General features: G+C 71.7%; 14 protein-coding genes. 9 read left to right on the top strand and 5 right to left on the bottom strand.

Annotated elements, in window-relative coordinates:
* Positions 1–159 precede the first annotated feature (159 nt).
* From dxs to AB0G52_RS01855, 3 genes are all read left to right on the top strand, one after another.
* Complete coding sequence (gene dxs / locus AB0G52_RS01845) at positions 160–2,076, top strand: 1-deoxy-D-xylulose-5-phosphate synthase (protein WP_132890147.1); 1,917 nt, start codon at positions 160–162, stop codon at positions 2,074–2,076.
* Between the two features lie 237 nt (positions 2,077–2,313).
* Positions 2,314–3,810 carry an amino acid permease gene (locus AB0G52_RS01850; protein WP_132890146.1) on the top strand — a complete coding sequence of 499 codons (1,497 nt, stop codon included), beginning with the start codon at positions 2,314–2,316 and terminating at the stop codon, positions 3,808–3,810.
* A 70-nt stretch (positions 3,811–3,880) separates the two neighbouring features.
* Positions 3,881–5,329 (top strand): glycosyltransferase family 39 protein, encoded by a 1,449-nt coding sequence (locus AB0G52_RS01855; protein ID WP_361332758.1) that lies wholly within the window; start codon positions 3,881–3,883, stop codon positions 5,327–5,329.
* A gap of 239 nt (positions 5,330–5,568) precedes the next feature.
* On the opposite strand, the gene AB0G52_RS01860 is transcribed toward AB0G52_RS01855, so the two are convergent.
* Positions 5,569–5,940, bottom strand: coding sequence for an NTP pyrophosphohydrolase (locus AB0G52_RS01860; protein WP_132890144.1), 372 nt, complete (start codon positions 5,938–5,940; stop codon positions 5,569–5,571).
* 64 nt (positions 5,941–6,004) lie between these two features.
* On the opposite strand from AB0G52_RS01860, the gene AB0G52_RS01865 reads away from it, so the two are divergent.
* Entirely contained in the window at positions 6,005–7,021 is a 1,017-nt protein-coding gene (locus AB0G52_RS01865) for a hypothetical protein (protein WP_132890143.1), read from the top strand.
* A gap of 18 nt (positions 7,022–7,039) precedes the next feature.
* Here AB0G52_RS01865 and AB0G52_RS01870 read toward each other — a convergent pair whose 3' ends face one another.
* Positions 7,040–8,143, bottom strand: coding sequence for an LCP family protein (locus AB0G52_RS01870; protein WP_132890142.1), 1,104 nt, complete (start codon positions 8,141–8,143; stop codon positions 7,040–7,042).
* 331 nt (positions 8,144–8,474) lie between these two features.
* Between AB0G52_RS01870 and AB0G52_RS01875 the strand changes: the two genes are divergently transcribed.
* The 5 genes from AB0G52_RS01875 to AB0G52_RS01895 all read left to right on the top strand — a co-directional run bounded on the left by AB0G52_RS01875 (position 8,475) and on the right by AB0G52_RS01895 (position 16,738).
* Positions 8,475–9,527 (top strand): hypothetical protein, encoded by a 1,053-nt coding sequence (locus AB0G52_RS01875; protein ID WP_361332762.1) that lies wholly within the window; start codon positions 8,475–8,477, stop codon positions 9,525–9,527.
* A gap of 314 nt (positions 9,528–9,841) precedes the next feature.
* Positions 9,842–11,518: a stealth family protein gene (locus AB0G52_RS01880; protein WP_132890186.1), complete on the top strand. Its 1,677-nt coding sequence runs from the start codon at positions 9,842–9,844 to the stop codon at positions 11,516–11,518.
* A complete protein-coding gene (locus AB0G52_RS01885) occupies positions 11,518–12,474 on the top strand; it encodes a hypothetical protein (RefSeq protein WP_361332765.1) in 957 nt (318 codons plus the stop codon). The genes AB0G52_RS01880 and AB0G52_RS01885 overlap by 1 nt, the downstream gene beginning before the upstream one ends.
* Complete coding sequence (locus AB0G52_RS01890; RefSeq protein WP_361332768.1) at positions 12,471–15,332, top strand: stealth conserved region 3 domain-containing protein; 2,862 nt, start codon at positions 12,471–12,473, stop codon at positions 15,330–15,332. The genes AB0G52_RS01885 and AB0G52_RS01890 overlap by 4 nt, the downstream gene beginning before the upstream one ends.
* Before the next feature lie 8 nt (positions 15,333–15,340).
* Complete coding sequence (locus AB0G52_RS01895) at positions 15,341–16,738, top strand: hypothetical protein (protein ID WP_361332771.1); 1,398 nt, start codon at positions 15,341–15,343, stop codon at positions 16,736–16,738.
* 19 nt (positions 16,739–16,757) lie between these two features.
* On the opposite strand, the gene AB0G52_RS01900 is transcribed toward AB0G52_RS01895, so the two are convergent.
* The 3 genes from AB0G52_RS01900 to AB0G52_RS01910 all read right to left on the bottom strand — a co-directional run bounded on the left by AB0G52_RS01900 (position 16,758) and on the right by AB0G52_RS01910 (position 21,167).
* Positions 16,758–17,747 (bottom strand): endonuclease/exonuclease/phosphatase family protein, encoded by a 990-nt coding sequence (locus AB0G52_RS01900; RefSeq protein ID WP_361332774.1) that lies wholly within the window; start codon positions 17,745–17,747, stop codon positions 16,758–16,760.
* 76 nt (positions 17,748–17,823) lie between these two features.
* The gene (locus AB0G52_RS01905) at positions 17,824–19,953 is read right to left on the bottom strand and encodes a 3-hydroxyacyl-CoA dehydrogenase NAD-binding domain-containing protein (RefSeq protein ID WP_361332777.1); all 2,130 of its coding nucleotides are present in this window, start codon (positions 19,951–19,953) and stop codon (positions 17,824–17,826) included.
* Positions 19,950–21,167: an acetyl-CoA C-acyltransferase gene (locus AB0G52_RS01910; protein WP_361332779.1), complete on the bottom strand. Its 1,218-nt coding sequence runs from the start codon at positions 21,165–21,167 to the stop codon at positions 19,950–19,952. Before AB0G52_RS01910 ends, AB0G52_RS01905 begins: the two co-directional genes overlap by 4 nt.
* Between the last annotated feature and the right edge of the window lie 118 nt (positions 21,168–21,285).

A 21,285-nucleotide genomic window follows, 5' to 3' on the forward strand; every position in this document is an offset into this window, starting at 1 on the left:
CGAAGGTGCCGGGCACAGCCGTGTCTCAGGAACCCCTTCGATGGGTACTGCCGTTCGCGTGACGTATGACGTACAGCCCGCGCGTCGGCCGCCTGGGCGGAACATTAGACTCGACGAGCCCGGCAACAGCTCGATCAGCTCTACTGCAAGGAGGCACGGGTGCCGCTGCTGACCCGTATCAGGGGACCGCGCGATCTGGACCGGCTCAGCACCGAGGAGCTGGTCCAGCTGGCGGAGGAGATCCGGAGCTTCCTCGTGGACGCGGTCTCCAAGACCGGCGGACACCTCGGTCCCAACCTGGGCGTGGTCGAGCTCACCATCGCCCTGCACCGCGTCTTCGAGTCGCCGAAGGACAAGGTGCTCTGGGACACCGGCCACCAGTCCTACGTGCACAAGCTGCTCACCGGCCGCCAGGACTTCTCCAGGCTCAAGCAGAAGGGCGGCCTGTCCGGCTACCCCTCGCAGGCCGAGTCCGAGCACGACGTCATCGAGAACAGCCACGCCTCCACGGTGCTCGGCTGGGCCGACGGCATCGCCAAGGGCAACCAGCTGCTCGAACGCGACAGCCACGTGGTCGCGGTGATCGGCGACGGCGCCCTCACCGGCGGAATGGCCTGGGAGGCGCTGAACAACATCGCCGACGCCAAGGACCGCCCGCTGGTCATCGTCGTCAACGACAACGAGCGCTCGTACGCCCCGACCATCGGCGGCCTCGCCAACCACCTGGCCACCCTGCGCACCACCGACGGCTACGAGCGCTTCCTGGCCCGCGGCAAGGACCTCCTGGAGCGCACCCCGGTCGTCGGCCGGCCGCTCTACGACACCCTGCACGGCGCCAAGAAGGGGCTCAAGGACTTCATCGCCCCGCAGGGCATGTTCGAGGACCTCGGCCTGAAGTACGTCGGCCCCATCGACGGCCACGACATCGAGGCCCTGGAGTCGGCCCTGGCCCGCGCCAAGCGGTTCGGCGGCCCGGTGATCGTGCACTGCCTCACCGAGAAGGGCCGCGGCTACCAGCCCGCCCTCCAGGACGAGGCCGACCGCTTCCACGGGATCGGCCCCATCCACCCCGACACCGGCCTGCCGGTCAAGGTCTCCGGCGCCGACTGGACCTCCGTCTTCGGCGACGAGATGGTCGAGCTCGGCAAGGAACGCGCGGACATCGTCGCCATCACAGCGGCCATGCTCCAGCCGGTCGGCCTGAAGAAGTTCGCGGACACCTTCCCGGAGCGGATCTACGACGTCGGCATCGCGGAACAGCACGGCGCCGTCTCCGCCGCCGGCCTCGCCACCGCGGGCCTGCACCCGGTCTTCGCCGTGTACGCCACCTTCCTCAACCGCGCCTTCGACCAGGTCCTGATGGACGTGGCCCTGCACCGCTGCGGGGTGACCTTCGTCCTGGACCGGGCCGGTGTCACCGGCACCGACGGCGCCTCCCACAACGGCATGTGGGACATGTCGATCCTCCAGGTCGTCCCTGGTCTCAGGCTCGCCGCCCCGCGCGACGCCGACCAGGTCCGCGCCCAGCTGCGCGAGGCCGTCGAGGTCGACGACGCCCCGACCGTCGTCCGCTTCTCCAAGGGCGCCGTCGGCCCCGCCGTACCCGCCGTGGGCAAGGTGGGCGGCATGGACGTGCTGCGCGAGCCGGGCACCGACACCCCGGACGTCCTCCTGGTCTCCGTGGGCGCCCTCGCGCCGATGTGCCTGGAGATCGCCGGGCTCCTCGACAAGCAGGGCATCTCCACCACGGTGGTGGACCCCCGCTGGGTGAAGCCGGTGGACGAGGCGATGGCCCCGTTGGCCGAGCGGCACCGGGTGGTCGTCACCGTGGAGGACAACGTCCGCGTCGGCGGCGTGGGCTCCAGCATCGCCCAGGCCCTGCGGGACGCGGGCGTGGACGTCCCGCTCCGCGACTTCGGCATCCCGCCCCGCTTCCTGGACCACGCCTCCCGCCCCGAGATCATGGCGGAGATCGGCCTGACGGCCCCCGACATCGCCCGCCAGGTCACGGGCCTGGTGGCCAAGCTGGACGGTCAGCCGACGGATGTCGATTCCGTGGAGCCTGCACGAGACTAGGGGTGAAACGCCCCTGAAAGGGGCGCTGGGGGTACCCCCGGCCGGAGGCTGGGGGAGGAACTGCGCGACCGGCCCCCACCGGCCCGCACCCCAGCGCTGTCCCGCACCATCCCGATGGGCCGGTCCCACCTCTCCGGTGGCGAGACCGGCCCATCTGCGTGAACCTTCCCTTGCCGGGCATACGCATCCCCGGCCCTCTCGATCATGTCGAGGACGACAAACGTGGGAGGTAGGCACGTGAGCAGTACCCTCTTCAGGACCAAGAACGTCGAGCAGTCCATCAAGGACACCGAGGAACCGGAGCACGCGCTCAAGAAGTCGCTCTCGGCCCTGGACCTCACGGTCTTCGGCGTGGGTGTCATCATCGGCACCGGCATCTTCGTCCTGACCGGCACCGCCGCCAGGAACAACGCGGGGCCCGCGGTCGCCCTGTCCTTCGTGGTGGCCGGCGTCGTCTGCGGCCTGGCCGCGCTGTGCTACGCGGAGTTCGCCTCCACCGTCCCGGTGGCCGGCTCCGCGTACACCTTCTCCTACGCCTCGCTCGGCGAGTTCCCCGCCTGGATCATCGGCTGGGACCTGGTCCTCGAACTGGCGCTGGGCACCGCGGTGGTCGCCGTCGGCTGGTCGGGGTACATCCACTCGCTGCTGGACAACGCCGGCTGGCACCTGCCGGCGTACCTCAGCGGCAGGGACGGCGCCCACGGCTTCGGCTTCGACATCCTCGCCGCCGCCCTCGTCCTCGTCCTCACCGCGATCCTCGTCGTCGGCATGAAGCTCTCCGCCCGGGTCACCTCCGTCGTCGTCGCCATCAAGGTCGCCGTCGTCCTGGTCGTCATCATCGCGGGCGCCTTCTTCATCCACAGCGGCAACTACAGCCCCTTCATCCCGCCGCAGCAGGCCGTGCCGGCCGGCGGCAACCTCAAGGCGCCGCTGATCCAGCTGATGATCGGCTGGGCGCCGTCCAACTTCGGTGTGATGGGCATCTTCACCGCCGCGTCGGTCGTCTTCTTCGCCTTCATCGGCTTCGACGTCGTGGCCACCGCCGCCGAGGAGACCCGCAACCCGCAGCGCGACGTGCCACGCGGCATCATCGGCTCCCTCATCATCTGCACCGCGCTGTACGTGGCCGTGGCCATCGTGGTCACCGGCATGCAGAAGTACACCGCCCTGTCCGTGGACGCCCCGCTCGCCGACGCGTTCAAGGCCACCGGGCACCCCTGGTTCGCCGGTCTGATCAGTTTCGGCGCCGCCGTCGGCCTCACCACCGTGTGCATGATCCTGCTGCTCGGCCAGTCCCGGGTGTTCTTCGCGATGAGCCGGGACGGGCTGCTGCCCAGGTTCTTCTCGCACACCCACCCGAAATTCCGCACCCCGTACCGGCCGACCATCCTGCTGGGCGTCATCATCGCGATCGTGGCCGGCTTCACCAGTCTCAGCGAACTCGCCGAACTCGTGAACATCGGCACGCTCTTCGCGTTCATCGTCGTCGCGATCAGCGTGATCATCCTGCGCAACACCCGCCCCGACCTGGAGCGGTCCTTCCGCACCCCGTGGGTGCCGGTGCTGCCGATCCTGTCCGTGCTGGCCTCGCTGTGGCTGATGCTCAACCTGCCCGCCGAGACCTGGCTGCGGTTCGCCGTCTGGATGGTCATCGGCTTCGTCGTCTACTTCTTCTACGGCCGCACGCACAGCCGCCTCGCCGGGCCGCAGCGCACCCCGGCGGACGCTCCGTAATCACCAGGCTCACCCTGGGGCCCCGTATGTCCCGTCCTGACGGGACCGCGGGGCGGATAGCGTGCACTCCATGCTCGTCGCGCCCCTCGCCCAGCCACGGTCCGTAGTCGTACGGAAGGGGTACTGGACCCGGCTGCTGCCGTCGCTCACCGTGCTGGCCTGCGTGACCAGGGTGCCGTCCTTCGTCCGGCCGCTGTGGAACCCCGACGAGGGCTACCTCGCCGTACAGGCGGGGATGCTGGCGCGCGGCGGGCAGCTGTACCAGACGGTCGTGGACCGCAAGCCGCCCCTGCTGCCCTGGCTGTACGAGGGGGTGTTCGCGGTCTTCGGGTCCGGCTCGCTCGCCCCGGTCCGGGTCCTCGCCGTCCTCGCGCAGCTGACCACCGCCGCACTGCTGGCCTCGCTCGCCCGGCGCCGCTGGGGCGACCGCGCGGGCCGTACCGCCGGGGTGCTGTACCTGCTGGTCTCCGTCGGACTCAACCCCGAGGACGCCCAGGCGGCCACCTTCGAGGTGTTCATACTGCCCTGCACGGCGGCCGCGATGTGGTGCGCCGACCGTCGCCGCTGGGCCGCCGCCGGGGTGGCCGTCGCGTGCGCCGTCCTCACCAAGCAGACCGGCGGCGCGGTCCTGCTGCCGGTGGTGTGGCTCCTGCACCGGTACGGCGACGCGCGCGCGGCCACGCTGCGACTGGCGGCCGGCGCGGTCCTGCCGGTGCTGGGCGCGGCCCTGGCCACCGACCCGGCCGGCTTCGCCTTCTGGACGGTCACCGGATCCGGCGCCTACGCCTCCTTCGCCGGTTCCGAACTCCACGTGCTGGGACGGGCGTTGACCAACACCGCGATCCTGACCGCGGCCTGTGCGGGTCTGCTGCCGCCGGTCGTACGCGCCCTGCGCATCGCCCGGACCGGGGCCGCCGACCTGTGGCTGTGGCTGGCCGCTTCGGCGGCCGCCGTCACCCTCGGTTTCCACTTCTTCGGCCACTACTTCCTGCAACTCACCCCGCCCCTGGCGCTGCTGGCCACCGCCGCGCTCCAGGTCCTGCCGCGGGAACGGGTCGCGGCCGCCGTCCTCACGTCCAGCTGCGCCTGCGCCCTGTTCCTGACCTGGGGACTGTGCGCCCCGCGCACCGAACTCGCCCACGCCCAGCGGCTGGCGCTCGCCCTGGACCGCCGCAGCGCGCCCGGGGACAGGGTCCTGGTCTGGGGCATACACCCGGAGACGTACTGGCTCGCCGGCCGCGCCCCCGCCACCCGCTACCTCACCGCCGGTCTCCTCACCAACTTCAGCGGCGGCCGGGACGGACCGCAGGTCGGCGAGAAGTACGCCGTGGCCGGTACCTGGCCGGTCTTCCGGGCGGAACTGGCCGCCCGCCCGCCGACCCTGGTGATCGACGACTCCCGGGGCAAGCCGTACGCCCCCGACCGCATCCCGACCCTGCGCCGCCTGCTCACGGCCGACTACGAACAGGCGGGCGAGGTGGACGGAGCGCTGCTGTACGTCAGAGCGCCGGGGGAGTGACGCGGCTCGCGAAGACCGGCTGTCTTGGCCGGCGGCGCCGGGCGCCAAGGCGGGGCGCTAGGGGCCCGGCGGAGAGCAGCGGCGCGGGCATTCGGTTCGCTGCGACCGAACTGGTCGGGGGATCACCGGGGACGCCGGCGGTCGCAGGGCCTCGGGTTCCGGGCGGCGGAGCACCGCGCGCAGCCCGCGGCCGTGGCGCCGGGGCCGGTCCGGCTGCGGGCCGCCGGTGGTCGTCCCGGTCACCGCAGGAGGGCGCTGGGGCCGATCACTTCCGCTCCCAACTCCGTGACCCGGCGTCGTAGTTCACGGTCGGCGGTGATGACCAGGCGAGGGCGGCCGGGCTGCTCGGCGGCCAGTTCCACGATCCGGTCGTCTCCGCTGCCCGGCGCCGACTCCACCCGTACCCCGGGCACCGACGCCACCCCACGGGCCGCGCCCTCCACGACGAGCACCAGCTCCACCGGGGTCGGACGGCCCGGCAACCCCCGCTCGGCGAGCCGGTCCCGCAGCCGCTCGGCGGCGCCCCTGCGGTCCCGCCACCAGCCGTCCGGCCGCGACCCGACGACGTTCGCGCCGTCGACGATCACCAGCAGGGGAGCTTCCTCATCCATGCTCCAAGCCTCGCACGCCAGGGGCCGACCCACGGCCCGGGACGGCCCCGCTTACAGTGAAGCGGTGAACGGCGACTGGCTCCATCGCGGCCGTGACGGCCGGCTCAGTGTGTATCTGCCGTCGGGTGACGCCGTGCTGTGCCGGGCGGAACGCGGACCCGACGGTCCCTGGGGTGCCCCCCGGCGGATGGGCGGCGAGCAGCGGCTGCACCCCGGCTTCTCGGTGGGCCGGGGCGACGACGGGTACGCCCACCTGGTGGCCTGGCGGCCGACCGTCAAGGGTGAGTCGGGCCTCGTCCACTCGACCCACTACCGCCCTCATCTGGCCGCCATGGACTGGCAGCCGATCGGCCACCCGGCGAAGAAGGGCGATGTCACCGGCACCCCGGCGGTAGCGGTGGACGCGGAGGGCCGCGCCCACGTGTTCGTCCGCAACCCGGGGCGCGGCGTGAGCATGGTCGCCCAGAAGGAGAAGGGCGGCTGGGACCCCTGGCGCGACCTGAAGGGGCGGCTGGTCGAGGACGGGCTCGCGGCGGTGACCGGTGCGTCGGGGCGTGTCGAGGTCTACGCGGCCGTACCCGACGGGATCCTGTACTGGCGTCAGGAGGAGCCGGGCGGTGCGCCCGTGCTCCAGGAGGCCCTGGAGGCACCGGTCCGGCCGGGCACCCTCGCCGCCCTCGCCACCTCGCCCGGGAGCACGACCCTCTACTACACGGACGCCGCCGGCGACCTCTGCGCCTGGCGCCCCGGCGGCAAGTCCGCCGCGCTGCTGCCGTCGGCCGGCCCCGGCCCGGTCGCGGCGATCCGCTGCGAACTGGACGGCCACGACTGCACCCTGCTCGCCCAGCGTTCGGCGAGCGGCAAGGTCGCCTTCGCCGCCTACCCCACCGAGGACGAGCGGGCCGGTGCCTGGTGGGCCGAGTCCGGTCCGCAGCTCCCCGCGGACGCGACGGTCGCCCTCACCACGGACGAGTCCGGCCGCGTCACCGCGGCGACCCTGTCCCCGGCCACCGGCCAGCTCCTCCTCACCCGACGCAAGGACGAACCGGGGCTGGCCCTGCAGGCCTGGCGCGAGGTCTGACAGCAACCTGACGAGACGTCAGTTGCCGCCGGTGGCAGGGGACTTCTTCGCCGACTCCGGGATGGCGGTGTCGGTGCGGATCGCCTTCCAGAGCGTGGCCGCCTGCGGTTCGGCGGCCACCACGCGGTTCGGGTCGATCTTGTCGTACGCCACCGGGAGCATGATCGTCTCCATGGTCGACGGGCTGACGCCGTTCAGGCTGCGGCCGAACTCGGCGAGCTTGGTGAGGGAGGCGAGTTCGGAGTCGGTGGTGAGCGCGGCGGTCAGCTTGTCGGCGATCTTGTAGGCCTTGACCGGGCTGCCCAGCAGGTCCTGCTTCTGGATCTCCGAGAGCAGCGCGATCATGAACTGCTGCTGGAGGCCTATCCGGCCGAGGTCGCTGCCGTCGCCGATGCCGTGCCGGGTGCGGACGAACTGGAGGGCCTGGGTGCCGTTCAGCCGGTGGGTGCCCTTGGTGATGTTCAGGCCGCTGGAGGAGTCGTGGATGTCCTGGTCGACGGTGACGGTCACCCCGCCTATCGCGTCCACCAGGCCCTTGAAGCCGGCGAAGTCGACCTCGACGTAGTGGTCCATGCGGACACCGGACATCTGCTCCACCGTCTTGACCACGCAGGCCGGACCGACCTGCGAGTAGATGGAGTTGAACATCACGCGCTTCGCGGAGGCGACCTGGGTGCCGTCCGCCTTGGTGCACTCGGGGCGGGTCACGAGGGTGTCGCGCGGGATGCTGACGGCGACGGCCTGCTTGCGGCCCTCGGGTATGTGCATCACGAGCGCGGTGTCGGAACGGGCGCCGGACACCTTGGCGTCGTCCAGCTTCGCGTTGGCCCCGGCCCGTGAGTCGGAGCCCAGGATCAGCACGTTCTGGCCCGAGGTGGGCAGCTTCTCCGGCCGGTCGTCGCCGATCGACCTGTTGATGTCGACGCCCTTGATGTTGCCGTCGATCCCGCTGTAGAGCCAGTAGACGGTGCCGGCCCCGGCGAGGACCAGCACGGCCAGGGAGAGCAGGATCCAGCGGCCGGTCCGGCGCTTGCCGGTTCGCCCACGCCTGCGGCCGCGCCCGCCGCCGGCCCCGGTGGTGCCGTCGGTGTCGTCGGCTGACGGCGTCGATACGTGGCTCATCCTGGTTCGAGTCCTCATGTGTCGTGCCCCGGAGGGCGAATGCGGTGGCGTGGGGACTCGGGTGGGGGAGGGCCGGTCCGTGATCTGCCGGATGACGTTGCACTATAGACACCCCGTCCGGACAGTTGTGCGGTCGGAGTGACGAAAACATGAAGGCAGACCCTCGGGCGAGTGACTTTCTGGGAGGCCGGGGAGGCGGTCGGCGCCGACGGGGGCTGCCGGAGGAACGGGAAGAGGGGGGCACCGGATGGGGGCCAGGACCGGGCGCGCCGGGCGCGGACGCGCGGGCGCACCGCGAGGAGCCGGCGCACCGCGAGGGGCCGCGGGCCGGGTGCCGTACGAAGGTCCCCGGGCCGTCGGTGTGGTGGACGGCCGCTGGCTGCTGCGCGGTCGCGACGGGAGACTCACCGCCTACGCGCGCACCGACGGCGGGCTGTTGCGCTGGACCGAGGCGCGCCCCGGCGGACCGGAGTGGACCGGGCCGGACTTCTTCGCCGCCCCCGGCGTCACGGAGGTGTCGGCCGCCCAGGGGGCCGACGGTTATGTGCACCTGGTCGCCCGGCGGGAACCGGGCGGCTCCGCCCCCGTCGACATCGTGCACGCGGTGCAGTACCAGACCGGCAGGCCGGTCACCGAGTGGCGCTCGATGGGGAATCCCGGCCGGACCCCGGAGCGCGCGGCGCTGGTGGCGGCACCGGCCGCGGCCGTGAGCGCGTCGGGGCGGGTGCACGTGTTCGTCCGCAACGCGGGTGGCGGGGTCTGCCTGCGCCGGGAGGCGCCGGACGGACGCTGGGAACCCTGGCGGGACCTGCGCGGCGGTGGCGTCCGGCCGGGCATGACGGCCGCCGCCACCGGCACCGGCCGGATCGAGCTGTTCGTGCCGGGGGAGGGTCCCGCGATGCGCTGGTCCCAGTCCGAGCCGGACGGCGACCCGGAGCGCTGCCCCAACCTGGCCGTCTCCGTGGCCGAGGGCAGCCCCGCCGTGCTGGAGACCGCCCAGGACCGGGTGACCTTCTACTGGACGGACGCGGCGACCGGCGGGATCGTCGCGCACCGTCCCGGCAGTTGGGTCATCCCGCTGGGCGGGGCACCCGCCGTGGGCCGGATCGCGGCCCTGCGGACCGCTCTCGGCGGGTACGACTGCACGGTGCTCGCCGCGCGCGACCAGGCGGGGGAGGTCGCGCTCGCGGCCTTCGGCACGGAGAACGAGGGCGGCGGCGTGTGGTGGTCGCCCTCCGGGGAGCGCTGTGCGCACGGTCCCGCGCTGGCCCGGGACGCGCACGGGCGGGTGGTCCTGGCCTTCCTGGACGAGGCGGGCGCCCTGTGCGTGGCGCGCCAGTCGGCCGAGGCGGGGCTGGTGCTGGGCAGGGCCGTCCGGGTGTGACCGGGTGAAGCACAGTTGAAGAAAATGTAAGTGACACACATCTCACAGGTAAGAAAACAGCTAGACAATGAGTTGACCAAGATGTGAAGATCCGGTGGCCTGATCCGTTCGTCCGAAAGCGAGCGGCGGGCGAGCTGAATCGTCTGTACGGGGCATGAGGGGGGTCTCAGCCCTTTCCAAGGTGCTGAGGAGTTGGGGTGAGCCCGGGTAATCCTGAGGCGAGCGCGCTCGTTTCGACCTACCGGTCACTGGTGCCGGTACGGGCCCGGCGGCGCATCGTCCGCCGGATCCCCCGTCCGCTGCGCCAGGGGGTCATGCGGATCCTGACGGCGGCGGACGCCATGCGCACCGCCCTGGCCAGGGCCGTCCTCGGGGCGGCCGGCGGTCCCGCCCGGCGCGGCGCAGGGGCCGTCCTGCGGGTGATCCGCCTCGACGGTCAGCACGTGCGGGCCATGGTCGTGCCCGGCGCCACCGAATGGGCCGCCAGGGCGCGCAACCTCCATCTGCTCGTGGCCATCCTCGAAGAGGCGGAGATCGAGTACTTCGCCGTGCGCGGCACGGGAGGAACCGTTCCTGCAGTGGCCGTGCCCGCGGCGCTCCGCGAGGACGTCGAGGCCGTCCTCCAGTTGGTCTGCAGCCGCGACCCGGGATACGTCCGCGCCGCATCCGGGGGCCAGTCCCGTGCCGGCTCGTCCGCACAGGCCTGGCGGAAACTGCGCTCCCAGAAGGTGCTGAACGTGGCCTGGGTCGTGTGCGACCCCACGGAGAACCTCGCCTTCGGCCACGAGTCCGGCTGCGAGCTGGAGTTCTGGGCGCAGGAGGACGGCGAGCTCGTCGCGCCCCGCCCCAACTCCGTGATCACCAGCACCCCGGTGGACGGGGAACGGCGACTCGCCGAGCAGCGCCTGTTCAGCCCCGTCCCGTTCCTCTACGGCACCGGCCGGACCCGTACGCTGCCCGAGTTCACGGCCGCCCTGATCGGCGACCACCGTTACCCGATCGACATCGTCTACACCTGGGTCGACGACTCCGACCCCGTCTGGAGAGCGAACAAGGACGCCGTACGCCGGCAGTACGACGGCGGCTCCACCTCGCTGCACGAGCAGGCCGACAACGACGCCCGGTACACCAGCCGCGACGAACTGCGGTACTCCCTGCGCTCGATCCACCAGTTCGTCCCCTGGGTCCGCAACATCTTCCTGGTGACCGCGGGGCAGGTGCCCGACTGGCTCGACACCGAGTACCCGGGCCTGCGGGTGGTGGACCACCGGGAGATCTTCTCCGACTCCCGCGCTCTGCCGACCTTCAACTCCCACGCCATCGAGAGCCAGCTGCACCACATCCCGGACCTCGCCGAACACTTCCTCTACCTGAACGACGACGTGTTCTTCGGACGGCCGGTCCGCCCCGAGCAGTTCTTCCATCCCAATGGCCTGACCAAATTCTTCATGTCCAAGGCGCTGATCCCGTCCGGGCAGATCTCCCCCGACGACCTGCCCGTGAACGCGGCCGGCAAGAACAGCCGGGGTCTGATCGCCCAGCAGTTCGGCACGTTCGTCTCGCAGAAGATGAAGCACACCCCGCACGCCCTCAGGCGCTCCGTCCTCGCCGAGATCGAGCAGGTCTACGCGCGGGCGCACTGGGTCACGCAGCACTCGCGGTTCCGCTCCCCGCACGACACGCCCGTCGCCTCGTCGCTGCACCACTACTACGCCTACCACTCGGCCCGGGCCACGGTCGGCGACCTGCGCTACGTCTACATCGACATCGGTGAGCAGCGCGCCCAGCAGCGGCTCAACCGGCTGGTCGCCCGGCGCGACTTCGACACCTTCTGCATCAACGACACGATCGTCCCCGAGGACCGGGACGCGCAGACCCGCATGGTCGCCCGCTTCCTCGACGCCTACTTCCCCGTCGCCAGCCCGTACGAACTCCCCGACCGGGCGCTGTCCCCGGCGCGCCACCAGGTCGAGCAGGGGGCGGCTGTCTGATGAGCGCGCCCCGTCGTCTTCTCGCCGCCGTCCGGCGCCGTGCCGCGGTCCGGCTCGCCGGGCCGCGTGCCTGGCTGATGAACCGGCTCTTCCTGCCCCGCCGAGCCGGCCGTACCGCGCGTCTGCGCTACGCCGCCCTGCTGGACGGCCAGACCGTCAACCTGCACGCCGAGCTGCCCGGTTCGGTGACCGAGGCGGACCACGCCGAGATCGTCGTGCAGCGCCGGCGCCACCGGCACCGGGTCCCCGCCCGGGTCTACGCCGGGGGCGACGGCCGCTTCCTCGTGGACGCGGCGGTGCTGCTGGGCACCGGGACCCGGGGAGTACCCGTCACCCCGGGGCGCTGGAAACTGCGGCTGGACGTGGCCACCGGGCGCCGGATCCGCCGGTTCCCGCTGCTGCTCGCGGAGCTGACGAAACCCCCGACGGGCACGACCGGCCCGATGAGGTCGTCGCCGGTCACCGCCGACCGCTACCGGCTCGGCCGGACCGTGCGCGGTGACGTGCGCGTGGTGTGCGCCAAGGCGCGGCCCGCCGCCGAGGTGGTCACCGTGCACATCGAACACGCCCGCATCGAGGTCGATCTGCGCCTGCTCGGAGTCGGCTCCGACGCCCGGCAGGCCGAGTTCGTCGCGGCCGGCCGCAGTGTGACGCGCCCGCTGGACGAAGTGGAGCCCGGCGTCTGGCGGGTGGACGTCCCGCTGGCCGAGATGGTCCCCACCGGAAGCCGGCGCGTGCACTGGGACGTCCTCGTCCACACGGACGCCCGCGCGCCCCTGCGTCTCGGACGCCGGCTGCACGACGTCCAGGCGCCGGGGCGGGTGTTCGCCATGCGGAAGATCCTCGTGGCACCGCGACGCGACACCCTGATGATGATCGAACCCCGCTACACCCCCGCCGGGAACCTCCGGTTCACCTGCGGTGACGGTGCCGGGGCGGAGCAGAGGAACCCATGAGAATCGCCTTCCTGCTGACCCAGGCCGATGTGCTGGGCGGCGAGGAACGAGCCGTGCTCGGTCACGCCGGGGCGCTCGCCGACCGGCACGAGGTCAGCGTCATCAGCGTCTTCAAGGCGCGGCGCCGGCGCTTCGCACCGCCCGACCCCCGGGTGCCGGTCAGGTTCCTCGTCGAGGCGCTCCAGCACCGGCCCGTACGCCGCTCGACCCTGGACGCCGGTACCGGCCTCGCCCTGAGCGCGGTGCCCAGCGAGGTCGTCGAACGCCGCTGGGACGACCGCTTCCACCGACTCGCCGACATCGAACTGGAGTACGCGCTCCAGGACGCCGACGCCGACGTCCTCGTCACCACCTCACCGGCCCTGCTCGCCTACGCCGCGCGGTTCGCCCCGCCGCACGTCCTCACGGTCCACTGTGAACTGAGCGCGCCGGAAGTCGCCGGCCCCGCCGCCGAACCCCTGCTCCGGCACATCACGCGCTGCGACGCGGTGGCGCTGGCGTGCGCCCGCTCCCACGAGTGGTACACCGAGACGTTCGGCGCCGGCGCCCCGCGGCTCGCGGTGATCCCGCCCGCGCTCCCGGAGGGGTTCCGGCCCCGCTCCACACTGGAGACCCGGATGGTGACCCTGGCCGCCCGGCTGGAGGAGCGCTCCGGTGTCGCCGACGCCCTGACCGCCTGGGCGCGGGTCAGCCCGCTGCACCCCACCTGGGTCCTGCGGATCATCGGTGACGGCCCGCTCGGCAACCGGCTCACCGCCCACCGGGACCAGCTCGGTCTGCACGGAACCGTCCAGTTCGTGGGGGAGGCGCCGCCCAGCCTCGCCGAGGAGTGGGCCAAGGCGAGCATCGCCCTGAGCACCGCGACCGAGGACGCCGTGGGACTGGCGCTGCGCGAGGCCCAGGCCGCCGGAGTGCCCGTCCTGGCGTACGACAGTCCCCACGCCCCGCGGGAGATCGTGCACGAGGGGCGCACCGGCCTGCTCACCACTCCCGGGGACACGGAGGCCCTGGCCGCCTCGCTGCTCGACCTGATCGAGAACACCGAGATGCGCCTGGGCATGGGCAGCCTCGCCGCCGAGGCGGCCCTGCGGTTCCGGGCCGGCGACCAGTGGGACGGCCTGCTCACCACCCTCGAGGCGGACCGGGCGAGCGGTCGCCGCGCCGCGCTGAAGGCCGAACGGATCGCCGCGCACGCCATGATCGCCGGTGCGGGCGGCCAGGTCCGGGCCGCGGCCGCCGCCCCGCGCAGCACCCAGCACTCCAGCCGGCTCCAGCAGACCGAGGAGCGGCTCCTCAAGGAGAACGGCGACCTGGTGCGCGACGGTGGACAGCTGTGCCGCCTGATCGACGCGGAGACCCCCTTCGACACCGTCCAGGCGAACCTGGCGATGACGGCCGCCGCGCTGGAAGCGGCCCGCATCCCGTACTTCGTCTCCCGGACCACGAAGGTGCGGCACACCGTCGCCGTGCACGCCGACCACCGCGAGGCCGTCCTCAAGGCGCTCGCCCAGCACTTCGCGAAGCAGGCCGTGTACATGGCACTGCTCAACGACGCCGACACCTCGGTCGCCACCACGCTCGCCGGGCTCGCCACCGAGTACCTGCGCACGCAGTGCGCCGGAGTGCGCGTCTACCAGAGCGTCGTCACACCGTCCCGCACCCTGCGGCTCGGGGCTGCCTACGGCTGCACCGTCGCGTTCTGGGAGGACGACCCGGAGGACTCCGGCACCATCGTCTCCCCGTACCGCACCCTGATCGGGTCACGGGTGCCCAAGAGCGCGCTGCGCCGGGTGCCGACGGTCCTGGGCGGGCGGCAGTACCCGACGCTGGAGGCGTTCGCGGGCACCCTGCACCACGACATCGCGTTCCCGGTCGACGCCGTCTACACCTGGGTCGACGGCTCCGACGTCGCCTGGCTGGAGCGCAAGAACGCGGTGCTGGCCGCCAAGGGGATCGAGACGGAGGACGCGGCGACCAGCGCGGCCCGCTTCCGCAACCGCGACGAACTGCGGTACTCCCTGCGGTCCCTGGACATGTACGCCCCCTGGATCAGGAACATCTACCTGGTCACGGACCGGCAGGTCCCGACGTGGCTGGACCCCCACCACCCCCGGGTGCGCGTGGTGGACCACACCGAGATCTTCGGCAGCGAAGGGGCGTTGCCCACGTACAACTCGCACGCCATCGAGAGCCGGCTGCACCACATCGACGGACTCGCGGAGCACTTCCTCTACTTCAACGACGACGTCTTCGCCGCCCGCCCCCTCCAGCCCGGTCTGTTCTTCCTCGGCAACGGCCAGTCGAAGCACTTCATGTCGTCGAACGCCATCCCGATGAACCCCATCACGGAGGGCGACGAGTTCAGCCGCATGGCGGCGAAGAACAACCGGCAGCTGGTGGCCTGGATGTTCGGCCGGACCCTCGTCAACTCGTTCATCCACGCCCCGCACCCCCTGCGCCGCAGCGTCATGTACGACCTGGAGAAGCAGTTCCCGGACGCGCTCGGCGCCACCGCCCGCAACCAGCTGCGCGACCCCTCGGACGTGTCCGTCGCCTCGTCGCTGCACCACTACTTCGGCTACTACACGGGCCGCAGCGTGCCGGGCGGCATCTCCAGCGGATTCGTCAACGTCGGTCTCAGCGAGCAGGTGAAGAGGCTCAACCACCTCCTCGCGGAACGGTCCAACGACGTCTTCTGCCTCAACGACTTCCACGACGGGGACATCTCCGAGGACGAGCAGGACGCCACCCTGGCCGCGTTCCTGCCCAGCTACTTCCCGATAGCCAGCCAGTTCGAGGCGGGCTCGCCCCGCAACCGGCTCTTCCACGCGGGGCGCCTGCCCGGCTGGCCGCTCTGAGAGGAACCATGAACACCTTCTGCATCCTGGGCAACTCCGTGGCCACCTCCCGGAGACCGGAGGAGGCGCCCATGGCCGGCTGGGGCCAGTACGTCGAGGAGTTCCTCTCCGGTCACCACGAGGTCAAGAACTACGCCCGCGACGCCATGACCGCGCGGACCTACTACACCGAGCGGATGGCGAGCCTGCTCAACTCGCTCGTCCCCGGGGACGTCGTGGCCATCGACTTCGGCGCCGTCGAACAGCGGGTCAACGTGCCGTTGCGCTACCACAGCCCCCGCGAGTTCACCGAGTTCCTGCGGCTCTACGTGGACGCGATCCGCGGTGAGGGAGCCGTGCCGCTGCTGCTCACCCCGACGGCGCGCTGTGTCTTCGACGTCCAGGGCAACGTCCTGAACACCCACGACGTCTACCCGGACGTGATCCGAGAGGTCGCGGCGGCCACAGGCGCCGACCTCGTCGACCTGAACCACTACACCACGCGGTTGCTGCAGGAGCTCGGCCCCACCCGGGCGCGGGGCCTCTTCCGCTGGACCGACCCGGGCGAGCACCCCCACCACCCCGAGGGCATCGTCGACTCGACCCACTTCAACGAGGCCGGTGCCCGCGAGGTGGCCCGCATCCTCTGCTCCGCGCTCCCGCACGCCCGCACCCTGCCGCCGGGCCTCGTCGACCCCGACCGCCTCGGTGCGGGCGAGTACCCGCCGGTGACCGCGGAGTTCACGGTCGCCCACCCCGAGTCCGTGCTCTACGGCGGCAACCAGATCACCGGCCCGGCCCCCGTGATCGCCGCCCCCACCGCCTCGAAGATCGTCAGCCCGCTGCACAAGTTCGCGGGAACCGCCCCGCCCGGCACGTCCTACCTGCTGTTCTTCGAGAACGGCGGCTATCTCGGCGGCACCTCCGTCGGGCCCGCCGGTACCTGGCAGTGGCGCCGGGCGGTCAGCTGGCCCGGCGGCGACCACCTGCTGCAGGCGGTCGGGCTCAGGGACTCCGGCGTGACCGAGGTCGCGTCGGTGCCCTTCACCGTCTGGGACCAGGTCCGGCCCCCGGTCGTGCTCGGCCCCCGCGAGGGCGCCTTCAGCGGTCCGCGGCCGCGCTTCTCCGGCACCGCCGACCACGGCGTGACCAAGGTGATGCTGCTGGAGGGCGGCCGGCTGATCGCCGAGGCCCCGGTGCGCGACGACGGCACCTGGAGCGTGCGCCACCCGCACGACTGGAAGCCCGGCACCTACCAGGTCGACTTCGTGGCGGTGTTCAGCGCCCTGCACTCCCGGCCGGCCTCCCTGCGACTGAGGATCCACGGGATTCCGGAGGGCAACTGGATCCGGGAGTCCGCGGTCCGCGCCCGCGAGGCCTGCGGGGACGAGAAGTGCGAGCACCTGCCGTTCCACGGGCGCTGGTGACCGGACGGACCCCGGGGGATCAGGGCATGCGCAGCCGTACCGTGCCCACGAGAGCACGGTGGTCGGAACACCGGACGAGCCCCCGGCACGAGGTGGGGACGGACAGGGCGACGGCCGTGTAGGGCCCGGCCAGGCGCGACTCGCGCACGAAGATCTCATCGATCTTGGCACGGCCCCCGCAGGGCGGCGCGCTGCCGGGAGTCCCCAGTGCCGTCCACTGCCCGTAGCCGGGACAGTGGGCCTTGTCCGCGTCGTCCAGTTCCCGGTGGCTCCCCGTGTTCGCGGGGTTGGCGGCCGTGGACGCCGAGGGAGCGTAGAACGCGTTCAGCCGGGCGTAGTCGGGCTGGGCGTTGAAGTCGCCGGCGATGATGTACGCCTGGCCGGCCGCGTCGAAGCCGTCCAGGACCTTCAGGACCGCCCGGAGCTGCCGGACGTTGGCGGGAACCCCGGAGACCACGGCGTTGCTGGTGGTGATGTGCACGGTGCAGAACTTCATCCGGGACTCGTCCCGCAGCGCCGCGCACAGCAGCCGCCGGTGCTCCGCCGTGCCGTCGGAGGGCAGGACGTACTCCCGCGCGGCGCCGAGCGGGTCCCTGCTGAACAGGGCGATCCCGTAGTCGCCGGTGCCACCGCACAGTCCGGGCGACGCGGCACGCGTGGCGGCGAAGCGGGCGAACGTCCCGCGACCGCTGGGCCACCCGCTGCCGACGAGGAGTTCCCTCATCCGGTCGAACTGACCCCGGCAGACCTCGTTCAGGGAGACGAAGTCCGCCTCGCGGTGGCGTATCGAGTCGACGGCGGCCTCGGCCAGTCCGTCGTCGACGGCGCCGTGGTGCAGGGCGTTCCCCGCGATGTTCCACTGCCAGACGCGGAACGTGCGGTCGGTGTGGCCCGGCCCGTCCCGGTCCGGCCAGGAGAGGGCCGCGGCCAGGGCGGCGAGCGCCACCACGACCGCGAGCAGCGTCCTGCGGCCGGACACCGGACCTGTGCGCGTGTGTGATTTTCTCATGACAACCGGCATTTTCCCGGAACGACGACAGGGGGCCTCCGCAGCACTGCGGAGGCCCCCTGCGGCTGACCGGCCGTTACGCCGGGACCGACGCCACGCCCGGGGCCAGGAACTTCTTGCCGTTCACGCGCTCCGAGACACCCTCACGGTCCAGGTACGGCGTGATGCCGCCCAGGTGGAAGGGCCAGCCGGCACCCGTGATCAGGCACAGGTCGATGTCCTGCGCCTCCGCGACGACACCCTCGTCGAGCATGAGCCCGATCTCCTGGGCGACGGCGTCCAGGACGCGGTCACGGACCTGCTCCTCGCTGAGGACCGAGTCGCCCTGCTTGAGCAGCGCGGCGACCTCGGGGTCCAGCTCCGGCTTCCCGCTGTCGTACACGTAGAAGCCGCGCTTGCCCGCCTTGACGACGGCCGCGAGGTTCGGCGAGACGGTGAAGCGGTCCGGGAAGGCCCGGTTGAGGGTCTCCGAGACGTGCAGGCCGATGGCGGGACCGACCAGCTCCAGGAGGACGAGCGGCGACATCGGCAGGCCGAGGGGCTCCACCGCCTTCTCCGCGACCTCGACCGGGGTGCCCTCGTCGATGACGTTCTGGATCTCGCCCATGAAGCGGGTGAGGATGCGGTTCACGACGAACGCCGGGGCGTCCTTCACGAGGACCGCGGTCTTCTTCAGCTTCTTGGCGACGGCGAACGCGGTCGCGAGGGACGCGTCGTCGGTCTTCTCGCCGCGCACGATCTCCAGGAGCGGGAGGACCGCGACCGGGTTGAAGAAGTGGAAGCCCACGACCCGCTCGGGGTTCTTCAGCTTGGACGCCATCTCCGTCACCGACAGCGAGGAGGTGTTGGTGGCGAGGATCGCGTGCGCCGGGGCGACCGCCTCGACCTCCGCGAACACCTGCTGCTTGACGCCGATCTCCTCGAACACCGCTTCGATGATGAAGTCGGCGTCCGCGAAGCCCTCGGCCTTGTCCAGCACGCCGGTGACCAGGGCCTTGAGGCGGTTGGCCTTGTCCTGGTTGATACGGCCCTTGCCGAGCAGCTTGTCGATCTCGGCGTGGACGTAACCCACGCCCTTGTCGACGCGCTCCTGGTCGATGTCGGTCAGCACGACCGGCACCTCCAGGCGGCGCAGGAAGAGCAGCGCGAGCTGGGAGGCCATCAGACCGGCGCCGACGACACCGACCTTGGTGACCGGGCGCGCCAGGTTCTTGTCCGGGGCACCGGCGGGCCGCTTGCCGCGCTTCTGCACCAGGTTGAACGCGTAGATGCCGGCGCGCAGTTCACCGCCCATGATCAGGTCGGCGAGGGCCTGGTCCTCGGCGTCGTAGCCCTGCTGGAGGTCGCCGTTCTTGGCGGCGGCGATGATGTCCAGGGCGCGGTAGGCGGCCGGGGCCGCCCCGTGCACCTTGGAGTCGGCGACGAACCGGCCGCGCGCGACGGCCTGGTCCCAGGCCTCGCCGCGGTCGATCACCGGGCGCTCCACCGTGATGTCGCCCTTCAGCACCTGGGCGGTCCAGATCAGCGACTGCTCCAGGAAGTCGGCGCCCTCGAAGAGGGCGTCGGCGATGCCGAGGTCGAAGACCTGCTGGCCCTTCAGCTGCTTGTTCTGGTTGAGGCTGTTCTCGATGATGACCGAGACGGCCTTGTCGGCGCCGATCAGGTTCGGCAGCAGCGTGCAGCCGCCCCAGCCGGGCACCAGGCCGAGGAAGACCTCGGGGAGGGAGAACGCCGGGATGGCCTTGGACACCGTGCGGTACTCGCAGTGCAGACCGACCTCGACGCCACCGCCCATCGCGGCACCGTTGTAGTACGCGAAGGTCGGCACCGCGAGGCCCGCGAGGCGCTTGAAGACCTCGTGGCCGCCCTTGCCGATGGCGAGCGCGTGCTCGTGCTCCTTGAGCAGCTCGACGCCCTTGAGGTCGGCGCCGACGGCGAAGATGAACGGCTTGCCGGTGACACCGACACCGACGATGGTGCCGTCGGCGGCCTCCTTCTCCACCTGGTCGACGGCGGTGTTGAGGTTCGCCAGCGACGCGGGGCCGAAGGTGGTGGGCTTGGTGTGGTCCAGGCCGTTGTCCAGGGTGATCAGCGCGAACCGGCCGGCCCCGAACGGGAGGTCGAAGTGGCGTACGTGCGCCGACGTCACGACCTCGTCGGGGAACAGGTCGGAGGCCTGCTTCAGAAGCTCGGCGGTGGTGCTCACTTGTCCCCCTCGAAGTGCGGGTTCTCCCAGATGACCGTCGCGCCCATGCCGAAGCCGACGCACATGGTGGTCAGGCCGTAGCGGACGTGCGGCTGCTCCTCGAACTGGCGGGCCAGCTGCGTCATCAGACGCACACCCGAGGAGGCCAGCGGGTGACCGAAGGCGATGGCGCCGCCGTACTGGTTGACGCGCTCGTCGTCGTCCGCGATGCCGTAGTGGTCGAGGAAGGCCAGCACCTGGACGGCGAAGGCCTCGTTGATCTCGAACAGGCCGATGTCGGAGATGGACAGCCCGGCCTGCGCGAGGGCCTTCTCGGTCGCCGGGATCGGGCCGTAGCCCATGACCTCGGGCTCGACACCCGCGAAGGAGTACGCCACGAGACGCATCTTCACCGGCAGGTTGTTCTCGCGGGCGAAGTCCTCGGAGGCGATGATCGAGGCGGTCGCACCGTCGTTCAGGCCGGCCGCGTTACCGGCGGTGACCCGGCCGTGGACGCGGAACGGCGTCTTCAGACCCGAGAGGTTCTCCAGGGTGGTCCCCGGGCGCATCGGCTCGTCGGCGGTGACCAGACCCCAACCGGTCTCGCCGCCCTCAGGGTTGGTGCGGCGCACCGAGATCGGCACCAGGTCGGCCTGGATCTTGCCGTTGGCGTACGCCTTGGCGGCCTTCTCCTGCGAGCGCACCGCGTACTCGTCCGCGCGCCGCTTCGTGATCGCCGGGTAGCGGTCGTGCAGGTTCTCCGCGGTCATGCCCATGAACAGCGCCGACTCGTCGACCAGCTTCTCGCTGACGAACCGCGGGTTCGGGTCCACGCCCTCGCCCATCGGGTGGCGGCCCATGTGCTCGACACCGCCGGCGATGGCGACGTCGTACGCGCCGAAGGCGACGGAACCGGCGACCGTGGTGACGGCGGTCAGGGCGCCGGCGCACATGCGGTCGATGGAGTAGCCGGGCACGGACTGCGGCAGACCCGCCAGGATGCCCGCGGTACGGCCGATGGTCAGACCCTGGTCGCCGATCTGGGTGGTCGCGGCGATGGCGACCTCGTCGATCTTCTTGGTGTCCAGGCCGGGGTTGCGGCGCAGCAGCTCCCGGATCGCCTTCACGACGAGGTCGTCGGCACGGGTCTCGTGGTAGATGCCCTTCGGGCCCGCCTTGCCGAACGGGGTGCGGACGCCGTCGACGAAGACGACGTCCCTGACGGTACGAGGCACGATGGCTCTCCTCCAGATGCGGGTCTGCACTGCTGCGGCCGCGCTGAGCGCGCGCTCAGCCCCATGCTACTTATCAGTAACGTGACTGCCCACCCCTGGCGGCGGGAGCGGCGAAGGT

The sequence above is a fragment of the Streptomyces sp. NPDC021562 genome (assembly GCF_040640875.1).
GTDB lineage: Bacteria > Actinomycetota > Actinomycetes > Streptomycetales > Streptomycetaceae > Streptomyces.